Annotated in this window: 16 protein-coding genes and 1 tRNA gene; 9 read left to right on the top strand and 8 right to left on the bottom strand. The window is 69.9% G+C overall.

The genetic code is table 11. The features are described from left to right. Positions 1-50 precede the first annotated feature (50 nt). The 4 genes from V1227_RS17190 to V1227_RS17175 all read right to left on the bottom strand — a co-directional run bounded on the left by V1227_RS17190 (position 51) and on the right by V1227_RS17175 (position 3,141). Complete coding sequence (locus tag V1227_RS17190; RefSeq protein ID WP_329793593.1) at positions 51-272, bottom strand: hypothetical protein; 222 nt, start codon at positions 270-272, stop codon at positions 51-53. Beyond that, the gene (locus tag V1227_RS17185) at positions 269-1,426 is read right to left on the bottom strand and encodes a S8 family peptidase (protein ID WP_329793592.1); all 1,158 of its coding nucleotides are present in this window, start codon (positions 1,424-1,426) and stop codon (positions 269-271) included. Before V1227_RS17185 ends, V1227_RS17190 begins: the two co-directional genes overlap by 4 nt. 63 nt (positions 1,427-1,489) lie before the next feature. Beyond that, the gene (locus V1227_RS17180) at positions 1,490-2,641 is read right to left on the bottom strand and encodes a cation:proton antiporter (RefSeq protein WP_442916537.1); all 1,152 of its coding nucleotides are present in this window, start codon (positions 2,639-2,641) and stop codon (positions 1,490-1,492) included. 26 nt (positions 2,642-2,667) lie between these two features. Further along, positions 2,668-3,141, bottom strand: coding sequence for a cation:proton antiporter regulatory subunit (locus tag V1227_RS17175; RefSeq protein WP_329793590.1), 474 nt, complete (start codon positions 3,139-3,141; stop codon positions 2,668-2,670). An 18-nt stretch (positions 3,142-3,159) separates the two neighbouring features. Here V1227_RS17175 and V1227_RS17170 point away from each other — a divergent pair, with 18 nt between their 5' ends. The 3 genes from V1227_RS17170 (at position 3,160) to aroH (ending at position 5,135) form a co-directional block, all read left to right on the top strand. Next, positions 3,160-4,275, top strand: coding sequence for a DUF1015 family protein (locus tag V1227_RS17170; RefSeq protein WP_329793589.1), 1,116 nt, complete (start codon positions 3,160-3,162; stop codon positions 4,273-4,275). Positions 4,276-4,416: 141 nt separating this feature from the next. Next, positions 4,417-4,731, top strand: coding sequence for an STAS domain-containing protein (locus tag V1227_RS17165; RefSeq protein ID WP_329793588.1), 315 nt, complete (start codon positions 4,417-4,419; stop codon positions 4,729-4,731). Between the two features lie 41 nt (positions 4,732-4,772). Then, entirely contained in the window at positions 4,773-5,135 is a 363-nt protein-coding gene (gene aroH / locus V1227_RS17160) for a chorismate mutase (RefSeq protein ID WP_329793587.1), read from the top strand. 6 nt (positions 5,136-5,141) lie between these two features. Here the strand turns inward: aroH and V1227_RS17155 are convergent, their stop codons facing one another. Continuing rightward, a complete protein-coding gene (locus tag V1227_RS17155; RefSeq protein WP_329793586.1) occupies positions 5,142-5,582 on the bottom strand; it encodes a pyridoxamine 5'-phosphate oxidase family protein in 441 nt (146 codons plus the stop codon). Between the two features lie 242 nt (positions 5,583-5,824). Here V1227_RS17155 and cmk point away from each other — a divergent pair, with 242 nt between their 5' ends. The 6 genes from cmk (at position 5,825) to V1227_RS17125 (ending at position 10,610) form a co-directional block, all read left to right on the top strand. Then, a complete protein-coding gene (cmk, locus tag V1227_RS17150; protein ID WP_329794050.1) occupies positions 5,825-6,511 on the top strand; it encodes a (d)CMP kinase in 687 nt (228 codons plus the stop codon). Further along, on the top strand, positions 6,508-7,140 hold the full coding sequence (locus V1227_RS17145; protein WP_329793585.1) for a lysophospholipid acyltransferase family protein: 633 nt from the start codon (positions 6,508-6,510) through the stop codon (positions 7,138-7,140). The genes cmk and V1227_RS17145 overlap by 4 nt, the downstream gene beginning before the upstream one ends. Continuing rightward, complete coding sequence (gene der / locus V1227_RS17140; protein WP_329793584.1) at positions 7,137-8,558, top strand: ribosome biogenesis GTPase Der; 1,422 nt, start codon at positions 7,137-7,139, stop codon at positions 8,556-8,558. Before V1227_RS17145 ends, der begins: the two co-directional genes overlap by 4 nt. A 63-nt stretch (positions 8,559-8,621) precedes the next feature. Next, a complete protein-coding gene (locus tag V1227_RS17135; RefSeq protein WP_329793583.1) occupies positions 8,622-9,254 on the top strand; it encodes a response regulator transcription factor in 633 nt (210 codons plus the stop codon). Continuing rightward, positions 9,248-10,363 (top strand): sensor histidine kinase, encoded by a 1,116-nt coding sequence (locus V1227_RS17130; protein WP_329793582.1) that lies wholly within the window; start codon positions 9,248-9,250, stop codon positions 10,361-10,363. The genes V1227_RS17135 and V1227_RS17130 overlap by 7 nt, the downstream gene beginning before the upstream one ends. 173 nt (positions 10,364-10,536) lie before the next feature. Beyond that, positions 10,537-10,610: transfer RNA gene (locus V1227_RS17125), tRNA-Pro, on the top strand. A gap of 131 nt (positions 10,611-10,741) precedes the next feature. On the opposite strand, the gene V1227_RS17120 is transcribed toward V1227_RS17125, so the two are convergent. From V1227_RS17120 to V1227_RS17110, 3 genes are all read right to left on the bottom strand, one after another. Next, entirely contained in the window at positions 10,742-11,926 is a 1,185-nt protein-coding gene (locus tag V1227_RS17120; protein WP_329793581.1) for a tyrosine-type recombinase/integrase, read from the bottom strand. Beyond that, the gene (locus V1227_RS17115) at positions 11,910-12,134 is read right to left on the bottom strand and encodes a helix-turn-helix domain-containing protein (protein WP_329793580.1); all 225 of its coding nucleotides are present in this window, start codon (positions 12,132-12,134) and stop codon (positions 11,910-11,912) included. Before V1227_RS17115 ends, V1227_RS17120 begins: the two co-directional genes overlap by 17 nt. 274 nt (positions 12,135-12,408) lie before the next feature. Then, a complete protein-coding gene (locus tag V1227_RS17110; protein ID WP_329793579.1) occupies positions 12,409-14,100 on the bottom strand; it encodes a hypothetical protein in 1,692 nt (563 codons plus the stop codon). Positions 14,101-14,117: the final 17 nt, after the last annotated feature.

Below are 14,117 nucleotides of genomic sequence, written 5' to 3'. Positions count from 1 at the left end.
GAACACGTGTTCGATCAGACGTGAACGGGGTCAGCGCAGAGCCTAGCCAGTCAGTACGGCGGGAGCTGTACGCGCCACTGCCGTTCCACGTCCAGGACGCCTGGTACGGCCTGCAGGGCCGGGATGGCCCTGACCTCCGCCGTACCGGTCACGACGCCCAGCGCCTCGAGGACCGTGTCGACGACCAGACCGGCCTCCCGCAGGTCGTCGAGGACCCGCGGGAGGGTGTCCTCCGCCACGGAGACCATCACCTGGTCCACCGGAGCGGTCATGGTGCCTGGACTAGTCCGCTGCCGATGTCGGTGGACGGCAGGGGCAGCCGCAGGGTGGTGCCCACGAGGCGTGCCCACAGCTCGTAGCCGCGGGCCCCGGTCTTCTCCGCGATCAGGACGGCCACGCCCGCCGCGTGCGGGGTCGCCATCGACGTGCCGCGCAGGCGGCGGTACTTCTCCGGCAGCTTGAACGACGAGTAGACGTCCACGCCGGGTGCGCACACGTCGATCTGGCCGATCTTGTCCGCCGAGCCCGAGGAGAACGACGCGATCGCGCGGTTCACGTCGATCGCCGCCACCGCGATGATGCTGGGGCAGCGGGCCGGGTGGCCGACCGGTGCGATGCGCGCCGGGCGTGCGGAGGCGTTGCCCGCCGCGGCGATGATCAGCGTGCCCTTGGCCAGCGCGCGCTGGGCGACCGTCTCGTAGATCTGCGAGTACGGCGTGTTCACCGGGACGTCGGCGCCCAGGGACATCGAGACGATGGCGCAGCCGTTCGCGACGGCCCAGTCGATGCCCGCGAGGATGCCGCCGTCGGTGCCGGAGCCCGCGTTCGACAGCACCTTGCCCGCGAAGATCTCGGCCTCGTGCGCGACGCCGTAGCCGGGCGGGGTCGCGGGCTTGCGCGGGCCCGCGGACGTGCCGATGCAGTGCGTGCCGTGGCCGTGGCCGTCCTGCACGTCCTCGCCGGTGATGAACGACTTCGTGGTGATGGCGCGGCCGGTGAAGTCCGGGTGGTTCTTCTCCCAGCCGGTGTCCAGGACCGCGATCCTGATGCCCTTGCCGGTGGCCGTGCTGACGTCCGCGCCGACCGCCTGCAACCCCCAGGTCAGCACGGACTCGTCGGCCACCGCCTCCGGCGCCTCCTCTTCCGCCGGCGCCGCGAACACGTGCACGACGCGTTCCGGCTCGACGATCTGGACCGGGCCGGGGCGCTCGGCGGCGCCGTTCAGCTCGGCCAGCAGGTTCGGGTCCGCGGACACGACCGCGACGCCCAACTCCGGGAAGACCTGGACGGCGTCCGCGTCCAGGTCACCGCTGTTCGGGTCGAACCCGGCGATGGCGCCGAGCTCGGCCAAGCCCTCTTCGACCGCGTCCTCCTGCAGCAGCACGAGGAAACGACCTGTGGTCTCCACTTCCGCGGGTTCGGTCATGACGATTCGCCCCTACTCTCCGTTCAGCCCTCACTAGAGAGTCGTCACATCGGGGCAGTTGTTTCAGGCCATTTGCCGTCTGCGCGCGAAGAATTCACCGATCGGCTCAACGTACTTGGCCGCGATGGGGCCCAGGATGGCCATCAGGAGCACGTACGCGGTCGCGAGCGCGGCCAGTTCCGAGCTCACCTGGCCGGACGCCACGGCCAGGCCGGCGATGACGATGGAGAACTCGCCGCGCGCGACGAGTGCCGCTCCCGCACGCATGCGGCCCATCTTGCCGATGCCCTGGCGCCGCGCCGCCCACCAGCCGGTGAAGACCTTGGTCGCCGTCGTGACGGCGGCCAGCGCCACCGCGATGACGAGGACGGGCGGGATCGAGCGCGGGTCGGTGTTGAGGCCGAACACCACGAAGAACATCGCGGCGAACAGGTCCCGGAGCGGTTCGAGCAGGCGCGTGGCGTTCTCGGCGGTCGAGCCGGAGATCGCGATGCCGAGCAAGAACGCGCCGACCGCCGCCGACACCTGCAGCTGCGAGGCGACGCCCGCCACGAGCAGGGCCGAGCCGAGCAGCTTGAGCAGGAACACCTCGTGGTCGGGACTGTCCACAATGGCCGAGATGAACCGGCCGTACTTCAACGCCACCACCAGGACCACGGTGATGGCGAGCAGCGAGATGCCGACCGAGGTGAGCCCGCCGAGGAAGCTCACGCCCGCGAGCACGGCGGTGAGCACCGGCAGGTACACGGCCATCGCGAGGTCCTCGAACACGAGCACGGACAGCACGACCGGCGTCTCGCGGTTGCCGAGCCGGCCCAGGTCGCCCAGGACCTTCGCGACGATGCCCGACGACGAGATGTAGGTGACGCCCGCCATCGCCAGCGCGCCGACCGGGCCCCAGCCCAGCAGCAGGGCCGCTATCGCGCCCGGCGCCGAGTTGAGCACCAGGTCGAGCACACCGGCCATCCACGACTTCTTCAAGCCGGTCGTGAGCTCCGACGCCGAGTACTCGAGGCCGAGGAGCAGCAGGAGCAGCACGACGCCGATCTCGCTGGCGAGGTGCGTGAACTCCTCGATGCCGTGCAACGGGACCAGCCCGCCGTGCCCGAACGCCAGTCCACCGACCAGGTAGAGCGGGATCGGGGAGATGCCGGCACGCCGGGCCACACGACCCAGCAGGCCGAGGCCGAAGAACACCGCGCCGAGCTGGATCATGGCGATTGTTGTCTCGTGCACTGTGATTAACCGCCGTGGAGGATCTCAGCGGCGGCGTCGAGGCCTTCCGCGGTGCCGACGACGACCGCGAGGTCACCGTTTTCGAAGAGGAAGTCGGGGCCGGGTGAGGGATGCGCGTTGCCCGCGCGCACGACGGCCACGACGGACACACTGGTCCTGGTGCGCAGAGCGGTCTCGCCGAGCGTGCGGTTCGCGAAGGCGGTGACCGGCAGCTGGCGGGTGGTGATGCCCGCGATGTCGCGGGTCTCCTCGCGCAGGTGGGCGACGAGCTGCGGCGCGCCGAGCAGGCCCGCGAGCGTGTTCGCCTCTTCCGGTGAGAGGGGTATCGACGCCGCGCAGGAGTCCGGATCGCTCGCCTTGGAGAGGATGAGCTCGAACCGGCCGTCCCGGTACGTGATCACACCGACGCGCCGGCCGGCACGGATCATGAAGTCCTGACGCGTGCCGATGCCCGGCAGGGGCGTGATCTCTACGTTCACACAGATCATGATACGTGCATGTCCGAAACATCGAGGACGCTGTGCGTGGGCCCCGTGCGCCGGGGCTGGATCGTCCGGGAGCGCGTGCCCGGCCCGGACGTCGACGAGTTCGCCGAGCCCGGTCAGGTGATCGGGGCGCTCGCGAGAGCCCCGCACGGCACGTTGCTCGCCGTGCAGCACCCGCACCGCACGCCCGCCGCGCTCGCCGCCGGCACCGGGCTGCTCGACGCGCTGCCCGCCGCCCGCACCGAGCTCGCGGCGTTGATCCGGCGGGCCTACCGGGAGGTCACCGACGTCGTCGCGCCCTACCGGGTCGACGGGTCGGACGGCACGGCGTGCGGGCTGCTCTGCCTCGTCGACCCGGACGCGATCGAGCACACCGAGGACGTCTACCCGGACGTGGTCGCCGAACGCGGCCGGGTACTGGCGTCGCTGGGCATCGCGACGAGCGCGGCCATGCTGATCCCGGTCACCCCGCACGACCGGCTGACGTCGCTCGTGCTCGGCATGACCGGGGAGCCCGCCGTGTCGCTCGTGGACTCCGGCGGGCGGCGGCACTGGGTGTGGCTCGTCGGACCGGGGGAGGCGCAGGAGGCGTTCCTGCGGGCGGCGGGCGCGCACCCGCTGCTCGTCGCGGACGGCAACCACCGGGTCGCGGCGGCGCGCGAGGCGGGGCTGTCCGGCCTGCTCGCGCTCGTGACGTCCGGGCCGGGGCTGCGGGTCGGGCCGATCCACCGCGCGATCGCCGGGACGGGGCTGGGCGCTTCCGACCTGGTGGCGGCGTGGGAGGGCGTGGGGCTGGCGGTGTCGTCGCTGCCCTACGTCGTGGATCCGGAGCCGGGCGTGGTCGTGGTGCGCTGTCCCGACGAGGTGCTGCGCGTCGAGCTGCCCGCCGGGAAGGGGATCGACCACGCCGTCGTGGAGTCGTTGCTGCTGGGAGCCGCTCTCGGGCTGGACCCGGAGAGCCCGTGCGTGCGGCCGGTCGTCGACCCGTCCGTCGAGGCCGAGGCGGTGCTGCTGATCGCGCCCGTGCCGCTGCGGGAGGTGCTGGAGGGCGGGAAGATGCCGCGCAAGAGCACGCACTTCACCCCCAAGCCGCGCAGCGGGCTCCTGCTGGCCGATCTGTCACCGTAGGGCCCTGCCGGGCGGGTTCGTTCGGCCCTGGTGGGCAGAAGAGGCGCTTCGGAGTCCACCGGCCCTGGTGGCCGTGGGCCTGCTGACGTCTCATGGTGGGGGAACCAGGTTCGCGGTCTCCCCACCTGTGAGGCATCGAAGATGGAACCGGAACGAGGCTTGCTGCGGGTGCGCCGCCACGACGCCGTGGTGGCGCTGACCGGTGAGGTCGACCTGACCACGAGCGACCTGCTCAGGTCGGAGCTCGCCCTCGCCTGCGCCTCGGGGGACGGTGACGTGGTGGTCGACTTCACCGGCCTGACGTTCATCGGCTCGAGTGGCCTGCACGTGCTCATCGAGACCGCCGAGGCGCTGGGCGAGCGGCGGCTGGTGCTGCTCGGCGGCGGCTGGGCCGCCTACGTCGTGAACCTGCTCGGCCTCACGCTGCAGTTCCCGAACATCGTTGTCGGCCAATGACGTCCGGGCCGTCCACTGAGGACGCTGCTAGGGTCGGTCGCATGGCGGTGCGAGCGATCAGGGGAGCCACGCAGATCGACGCGGACTCGCGCGACCTGCTGCTGGAAGCCACGGCCGAGCTGGTGCGGGAGGTCCTCACCCGCAACGCCCTGACCACCGACGACCTGATCAGCGTGGTGCTCACCGCGACACCGGACCTGGTCTCGGAGTTCCCCGCCTACGCCGCGCGCCTGGCGGGCCTGCAGGACGTGCCGCTGCTGTCCGCGACCGAGATCGCCGTCCCCGGCTCCCTGCCCCGCGTGATCCGGCTGCTGGCGCACGTCGAGACCGACGTGCCCCGTTCGTCGGTGAAGCACGTCTACCTGCGTGGCGCGGCGGCGTTGAGGACCGACCTCAACCACTGAAGGCCGTCAGGCGCTGAAGTCCTTGCCGGGCAACCACCCGTTGGGGATGTCCGTGACGCGCCACCGCGGCACGGACACCTCGACCGCCCGGACCGGCGTGGCGAGGAACGGCCCCGCCTCGGGCACCTTCGCCACGAGCGCCTGCCGCACCAGCTCGTCCTCGGCGCCACCGACCACCACGGCCGTACCGCGCGCCTGCAGGAACGGCTCCATCGGCGACCCGGTGGACACGACCAGCGACACCTCGGGGTTCTCCCCGATCGCCTCGAGCGTCCGCCCGCGCTCCTCCAGCACGAGCACGAGCTCGTGCGGCCCCCGTTCGGCGAAGTACACGCCGCTCACCCACGAGCCGTCCGAACCGGCCGTGGCGAGGAACATCGACTTGTGCGCGGCGAGCGTGCGGTGCAGCAACGCCTCGACGGCGCCGCGCTGTTCGGTGGTGGTCACTGGAGCCTCCGTGAGTTCGGTGGTGCGCTCACGTGATCGGTCCCGCCGCAGCGCGGCTGATGCGAATTCCACCGATCGATACCGTTGCGGCGAGCCGCCGACGGCGGGCGATCACCGGCGACGCTGTCGCGCCGGAGTGGCTGTGAGTTGTCCCGCCTGAGGTGTGAGCGTCCGCACCAGGCACAATGTGGGCCGTGGGTGTCTCGGAGGGAGCTGCTGTGGGCCAGGGTCAGTTGCGCGGTGTGGTCGCTCTCGACGGACCGTCCGGCACCGGCAAGTCCACCGTCGCGAAGCGGCTCGCGATGGCGCTGGACGCGCGCTACCTCGACACCGGCTCGATGTACCGGGCGATCACGGTGGCGGTGCTGCGCGCCGGCGTCGACCCGGCTGACGAGGCGAAGGTCGCCGAGGTGGCGGACAACGCGGTGCTGGTCATCGGCACCGACCCCGCCCGGCCGGGCATCACGCTCGACGGCGACGACGTGTCGGTGGAGATCCGCGGCCCCGAGGTGACCCTCGCCGTGTCGCCGGTGTCCGCGGCGCGGCATGTGCGGGAGCTGCTCGTGGCCCAGCAGCGCGCGATCATCGCGGACGCGCTGGACCACGTGGGCGGCATCGTCGTCGAGGGACGCGACATCGGCACCGTCGTGTCGCCGGACGCCCCGCTGAAGGTCTACCTGACGGCGTCGGCCGACGCTCGGGCCGTGCGCAGGACCAAGCAGGACAACGCCGCCGGCCGTGAGTCCACTGTGGACGCGGTGCTGGCGGACGTGCAGCGCCGGGACAGCTACGACTCGTCGCGCGCGGTGTCACCGTTGAAGGCGGCCGAGGACGCGGTGGAGCTCGACAACACCGACCTCGACCTCGCCGGCACCATCGACGCGTTGCTCGAGCTCGTGCACGAGCGCGGGCTGCGGGTGACCGGGTGAGCGTTCCCGAGGGGACACTGCCCTGGCTGTTCGACCTCGGGCGCTGGGTCGGGCGCGTCCCCTACGCCTGGCAGTTCCGGCTGCGGGTGCACGGGCTCGACCGCGTACCCTTGAGCGGCGGCGTGGTCGTCGTCGCCAACCACAGCTCGATGGCCGACGGGCCGATCCTGTTCGGGGTGCTGCCCCGGCGCGTGACGTTCCTGGTCAAGCAGGAGATGTTCCAAGGCGTCGTCGGCTACCTCCTGCGCAAGATCGGGCAGATCCCCGTCAAGCGGCAGGAGGCCGACCGCACCGCGCTGACCAGCGCGTTGTCCGTGCTCAGAGCAGGCGGTGTGATCGGGGTCTTCCCCGAGGGCACGCGCGGCGAGGGCGACGTGGCGAACGCGCAGAACGGCGCGGCGTGGCTGGCCAAGACCTCCGGCGCGGTGGTGCTGCCGATCGCCTGCCGCGGGACCTACCAGGCGAAGGGCTGGCGGCCCGAGGTCGACGTGCTGATCGGTGAGCCGTTCCACCTCCCCGAGGGGAAGGGACGAGCCGCCCTGGGCGTTGCGACCGAACAGGTGCGCGACCGCCTGGCGACACTGGTCGCCGAACTAGACGGACAACGTGCGAGTGAGGGAAGACGATGACGGACCTGGACGGCACCTGGGAGGACGAGGCCGACTGGTCAGCCTTCGACGACCTCGACGGCGAGGGCGGCGAGGAGTCCGCTCCGCCGCAGCCGGTGCTCGCGGTGGTCGGACGGCCGAACGTCGGCAAGTCCACGCTGGTCAACCGCATCATCGGCCGCCGTGAGGCCGTGGTGCAGGACGTGCCGGGCGTGACGCGTGACCGCGTGGCGTACGACGCGCTGTGGAACGGCCGCAAGTTCACCGTGGTCGACACGGGCGGCTGGGAGCCGGACGCGGTCGGGCTGCAGGCCTCCGTGGCCGCCCAGGCCGAGCTCGCGATGGCGACCGCGGACGTGATCCTGCTGGTCGTGGACGGCTCCGTCGGCGCGACGTCGACCGAGGAGGCCGTCGCGAAGGTCCTGCGCCGGTCGAAGAAGCCCGTGATCCTGTGCGCGTCCAAGGTGGACGACGACCGGCTGCTGGCCGACATCGCGTCGCTGTGGTCGCTGGGCCTCGGCGAGCCGTACCCGGTCTCCGGCCTGCACGGCCGCGGCTCCGGTGACCTGCTCGACGTGATCCTCGACAGGCTGCCCGAGACCCCGCGCGACGACTTCGGCGCCCGCAGCGGCGGCCCCCGGCGCGTGGCGCTCGTCGGCAAGCCGAACGTCGGCAAGTCGTCGCTGCTCAACCGCCTGACCGGCGAGAACCGCTCGGTCGTCGACTCGGTCGCCGGCACCACCGTCGACCCGGTCGACTCGCTGGTGGAGCTCGACGGCGAGATCTGGCGCTTCGTCGACACCGCCGGCCTGCGCAAGCGGGTGAAGTTCGAGAGCGGCGCCGAGTACTACGCCTCGCTGCGCACGAAGTCCGCGATCGAGACCGCCGAGGTCGCGATCGTGCTGCTCGACGCCCACGAGCCGCTCGCCGAGCAGGACCTGCGCGTGCTGACGATGGTCGTCGAGTCGGGCCGCGCCTGCGTGCTGGCGTTCAACAAGTGGGACCTCGTCGACGAGGACCGCCGCAACGAGATGATCCGCGAGCTCGAACGCGGCCTGGTGCGCGTCCCGTGGGCCGACAAGGTCAACATCTCGGCCCTGACCGGCCGCGCCGTGCACAAGCTCGCGCCGGCGTTGCGGACGGCGTTGAACTCGTGGGACACCCGGGTCCCGACCGGCCGCCTGAACCAGTGGCTGACCGAGCTCATCGCCGCGACCCCGCCGCCCGTGCGCGGCGGCAAGCAGCCGAAGGTGCTGTTCGCGACCCAGGCCTCGACCCGCCCGCCGACGTTCGTGCTGTTCACGACCGGTTTCCTCGAGGCGTCGTACCGCCGCTTCATCGAGCGCAAGCTGCGCGAGGAGTTCGGCTTCGAGGGCAGCCCGGTCCGCATCTCCGTACGCGTGCGCGAGAAGAAAAAGGCCGGCGCCGGCAAGAAGTAGCTCACCCGTTGATGACCCGACCAGCCGGTTGCCCTTCGTGACGGGGTGCGGTTGGTTGGGTTGGTGGCCGTACGAGTGGCGCTAGCCGACGACGAGGCCCTGCTGCGGCGGGGCCTGAAAGTCCTCCTCGAGGCCGACGGCCGGGTGGAGGTGGTCGGCGAGGCGGCCGACGGCGCCGAACTGGTCGAGGTCGTCTTGACCCACCTGCCGGACGTCGTGCTGGTCGACGTCCAGATGCCCGGCGTCGACGGCCTGGAAGCCGTGCGCCGCCTGCGCACGTGGGCCACCCCACCGGCCATCGCCGTGCTGACCACGTTCGACCTCGACGACTACGTGGCGACCGCCCTGGACCTGGGCGCCCAGGGCTTCCTGCTGAAGGACGCCGAACCCGAGGCCCTCGTCCGCGCCGTGGTGGACCTCGCAGCGGGCGGCGCCGTCCTCGACCCGCGCATCACCGCCCGCCTGCTTCCCCGCCTGAGGGGCTTCCGCGCCAACCGCCGGCTGGACTCGCTGTCCGCACGCGAACGCCAGGTGCTCGAACTGGTCGCCAGCGGCCGCTCGAACCACTCGATCGCCGAGCAGCTCTGCCTGTCCGAGGCGACGGTGAAGAGCTACGTCTCCACCGTCCTCACCAAGCTGGGGGTGGAGAACCGGGTGCAGGCGGCCCTGGTCGCCCACCAGGTCGGTGCGTGGTGAAGGCAGTCCTGCGCGAGGTCCTCACCGTGGGCATCACCACGGGAGTAGTCCTCCTGACCCAGGACCGCCCGTTCCCGTGGTCACTGTGGACAGCCGTCATCGCCTCACTGCTGCTCTCCGTGCGCCTGCGCCGGCCGTGGCTCGCGTCCCTGATCTGCATCCCGGCCGTGGCCGGCGGCCTCGGCTGGGCGCCGGCGCTCGTGGCCCAGTTCCGCCTGGGCCGCAAGGAGAAGTCCCTCCCGCGACAGGTCTCCTGGATGATCGCGATGACCGTCGCCTCGATAGCACCGGTACTCCTGACCGAGTCCATCCCCCCAGGCCCACTGCTCCTGGCCACAGCCTTCGCCTTCGGCCTGGCAGCCGCCCCCACGGTCCTCGGCGCCCTCGTCACCACCCGCAAGGAACTGACCAGGTCCCTGTACGAAACCCGCAGAGCCCGAGCAGCGGAACTGGAGGCTCGAGAAACCTCCGCCCGAGCTGCGGAACGAGCCCGGATAGCCCGCGAGATCCACGACGCAGTAGGCCACCACGCCACCCTGATAGCAGTCGAGTCAGCCGCCCTGGCCGCCACAGCCCCGGACGACACCGTCCGCGAGACCGCGCTGCGCTTGCGTTCCCTCGCAAAGGAATCACTCGCCGAGATGCGAGCCGCCCTGGGCCTGCTGAACTCCGACACCACCTACCCGTCCCTGCAAGAGCTGGTCGACCGGGCCCGCGTGGCAGGCGTGTCCGTGACCCTCTCCGAATCAGGCGACGCACCTCTGTCGCCGGCAGTGTCACGCGCCCTCTTCCGGGTGGTCCAGGAAGCCCTGACCAACGTGACGAAACACGCCCCAGGCGCCTCCGTGACCGTGACCGTGAACCGCAGCTCACCCGTCCTGGTCTCGGTGGTGAACGGGCCGGGGGATTCACCTTCGCCGGGTGACGGCGGAGGCGCGGGCCTGCACGGCCTGTCCGAGCGAGTCCGTCTGGCCGGCGGCACCCTGACCACCTCCTACCGCGCCGACGGCGGCTTCAGCGTCAGCGCTGTCCTACCACCCGGTAAGTCGAAGGTTGACGTACAAGACTCGACTTTCGGCGGTGGCGCCCGCGACACCGCCACCGCATAGTTCAGGGTGTCGGTCGAGGATCGGGGGATCGGTCGGACCGAGGGGCGCAGGGACCCGAGCTTCGGGTCCCTGCCGTATTTCCGCAGCTCACAGCCTGTGGTGGGGGTCGTTTTTGATCTCTGTGCAGGGTGTTGTAGGATTTCCCATGCACGCCGGGGAACCGGGAGTGTGGCCGGGACGTGGCGCAGTTTGGTAGCGCACTTGACTGGGGGTCAAGGGGTCGCAGGTTCAAATCCTGTCGTCCCGATGGTCGAAAAGACCCGCTGACTGAGGCATAAAGCCTGGTCAGCGGGTCTTTTTCATGTCAGCCTGTGATCATGCCTTTGATCTTGCGTCGTCTCACAAAGGTGTGTGAGTGACTAACTGAGTGACAACGATCTAGCTCGCCACCGGAAAGATGTCGTCCATCGTGATGGCGGCGTGCTGCATCACGGGTGCGATTTGGTGGCGGTAGACCGTCTCAGTGACGACCGTGCTGCTGTGGCCGACCAGGCGTGCGATGTCCTCGATCCGCACACCGGCCGCAGAGAGCACCGAGACGAAGCTGTGGCGCATCTCCCGAGGTGTCCAGTCCTTTGCGACGAGCCCGGCCGCCTTCACGACCCTGCGGAACGCCCGGCGGACGTTGTGGGAGTCGAGCGGCGTTCCCACCTCGGACGCGAACACCAGGCCATGTTCCTGCCACCGCTTGCCCGCAAGCTTGCGCCTGGCGTCCTGGTGGATGCGGTGCGCCTTCAGCGCCTCGACACACCGCGTCGGCATTGCGAGCGTCCGCCGGGACTTTCGCGTCTTCGTGTCACCACCTTCCCGCACCGAGCGCCACACGGAGATGGAGGGCAGCACGACCGGGACAGCGTCCGGCTTGCCGAGTTGGTCCACGTGGTCCCACGTCAACGCGCGCAGTTCTTCTGTACGCGCACCGAGGAGCAGGGACAGCACGATGTAGGCGTGCATCGGTGTGCTTTCCGCAGCCTTCAACACCGCTTCCACCTGTTCGAGCGTCAGCGACTTCGACGGCCGGCCGTCTTGTCCGGTGGGCACCTCGCACAGTTGGACGACGTTGCGCTTCACCTTGTCGCGCTTTTGCGCCATGCGCACCGAGCGGTTGAGAATCGAGTGCACCAACCGCAGGGTGCGCGTGGACAGCGTGAGCGAGAGTTCTTCCAACCAGTCGTCCACCTCGTCGGCGGACAACTCGCGGAGGTTGCGCTCACCCAGGCACGGGATGATGTGGCCGTCCGCAAGATAGGTGTAGTTCTTCACCGTCTCCTTGCCGCACTTACGCAAGCCGTACTTGAGAAACGCGTTCACCGCTTCCTTGACTTTGTAGGTGTGTGGCGTGACGGGTAGGCCGTCGTCCAGCGCGCGCTGAATCTCCTTGAGCTTGTCCTTGGCTTCTGTATATGTCTTGCCGCTAGCTCTTTTGGTCTTCCGCTTTCCTCGGGCATCGAACCCGAGGTCTACAGTAGCGATGTACCTCTGGCGTTTCTCATCCCAGTGGATACCGCCGTCACCACGGCTGCGTCGTTTGCGGTCGTCCTGCTCGCTACGCGCTTTCGCCATAGTGCACCTCCGCTTCCTGCTCCAAAAGCGCCACGTAGTCCCGAATGGCCGATGCTGGAACAAGCGTCGCCCTACCCTGTTTCACGAACCTCAGCCGTCCCGCGCGAATCTGCTCGTAGATGACTGAGCGACTCAGAGAGAGAAGCGTCATCGCCTCTGGGATTTTGTAGAGGTATTTGTTCAGCGTGATGATCTCGGCGTTCGTCAAGGTGTGTTCCGTTCTGTGTGGTGGTGCGGTGTGGTCGTCCGGGCGGTGCGTGGTTGGCGGTTCGAGCCGTCCGGACGGGTGGGGGACGTGGGTGTGTGTGCGGGGATCGGCGTTGGAAACCCGGAAACCCGGTTCTTGGGTGCGGCAGGGCTGTGACCTGCGGTGATGTGGGCCGGGTTTAGCGCAGGGCTAAACCCGGCCCAAACCCGGTGCAAACCCGGTGGCGGGTCTAAACCCGGTCCCGGTGAGGCTGGGATGGCCCTGCTAGCCGCGGCTAGATCAGCGTGCCCTGGTCGTCGTCGGCGGGTGTCTGGTCGTGGTCGGCCTGGTCGGGTTCGGGGTTGGTCTCGACCCAGAACACGAGTGAGTTGGCGCTCTTGTCGTGCTTGCTGCGCAAGACGTGTGGGCCGTGCCAGCGTCCGATGTGGCCGGTCAGCAACTTGCCCAGGCTCTTGGAGGAGGGGATGCGGTCGCGGTCGTCGGTGAGGAACGTGCCGTCCCAGCGGTCCACCAGCTGGTCGCCCACCATGTGCGGTTCGGCGCTGTGGCACAGCACCCGTGCCCTGAGTGGGGTGTCGCCGTGCAGTTCGTGCCAGCGGGCGAGGAAGGCGGTCCAGGTGGTGTTCTCGTCGTCGGCCTCGCGCATCTCGTCGAGGTTGTCGAGGAAGCCGTCGATGCCGTGGTGGGCGAGGAATCCGCCGGCCGCGCCTGCCCAGGTGGTGAACTGGCGCATGGTGTGTCCGCTGCGGGGTGCTCCGGCGTTGATCCAGTCCATGACCAGGATGAGCAGGTGCCGCAGCACGGTGACGCGGTTGGCCGGCCTTTTGAGCCACTGGTCCAGGTGCGGGATGCCGAACCCGGTTTGGTCGCGCTGGTCGGGATGCGGGTCGTTGGGGTCCAGGCGCACCAGGGCGGTGCGGGTGGCCATGTCCCCGCCCAGGCGGATGTTGTTGCCGGTGGCCAGCCACAGCCGGTCATTGGTGGCCTCGAACCCGGCGCTGTTGGAGCCGAGGTTGCGGTCGTCCCACTTCGGGCCGGTGAGCAGCTTTGCCAGTACCGCGGAGGAGACCTCGGTTCCCTCGGCGAGGTTGTCCCACAGCATCACCGCGGCGGTGCTGTGCAGGGCGCTGGTGATGGACTTCTGCAACTCGTCCTCGTCGTTGCGCCGCCACACCAGGTGCTTGAGTCCGTAGATGTAGCCGGGGATCTCCGCCAGCAGCGTCTTGCCGCTCGATTGCGTGGTGGCGGAGATCAGTCCGAACGGGGTCAGGCATCCGAGGTAGGGCCGCAGGATGGGCGCGATGAGCAGGCCGATGTGGTTGGCCTTGTCGGCCGGGGCGACGAACGGGAAGTCACGCAGCAGCGTGTTCGTCACGAACTCGAGCGCGTCGCTGACCTCGGCTTGCGATGGCTGTGCCGGGATGGGCGGCATGGCCACGGTGGGCGCGTAGTACAGGCCGGTGGCGGTGTCGTATCCGGCGGTCTGCAACAGGGTTCCGTCCGGGCGCAGCACCGGTGAGGTGACTACACCGACCAGCGGGCGGACGTCGGGCCAGTACCGCGACGACAGCACCGCGGACAGCGCGGCTTTGGTGGGGCTGGCTTCCACCTCCTCCCACTGCTCGGTGTCCTTGTTCTTCTTGCGCCGGTAGACGAACGTGTGGTGTGCGAGCAGCCACGTCAGTGACGGGGCGGTGATCGGGTCGGCCTGCACGGGTAGCGCCCCGGCGTCGACCTGGTGGGCGTGCTCGGCGGCGCTGGCGGCCTTGCCGGAGACGCGCGAGAGGTGCACCAGCTGCCCGCCGCAGACGTAGACGTCGGGCAGCGCGCCCTGCCCGAGTGCGGCGGTGAGAACCCGGATCGTCTCGGCCTCTCCGCCGATCTGAATTGCCGGGCGGTCGGTGGGCACGGCCTGGTCGCCGCTGTCGGTGTCGCTGTCGGGGTTGGTGTCGGCGGTGATGCTCATGCTCGGGTCCTCCTTTC

The organism is Lentzea sp. DG1S-22 (genome assembly GCF_036321065.1).
Lineage (GTDB): Bacteria > Actinomycetota > Actinomycetes > Mycobacteriales > Pseudonocardiaceae > Lentzea > Lentzea jiangxiensis.
The sequence above is the reverse complement of the archived record's forward strand: the minus strand, read 5'-3'. Positions and strand labels throughout refer to the sequence as shown.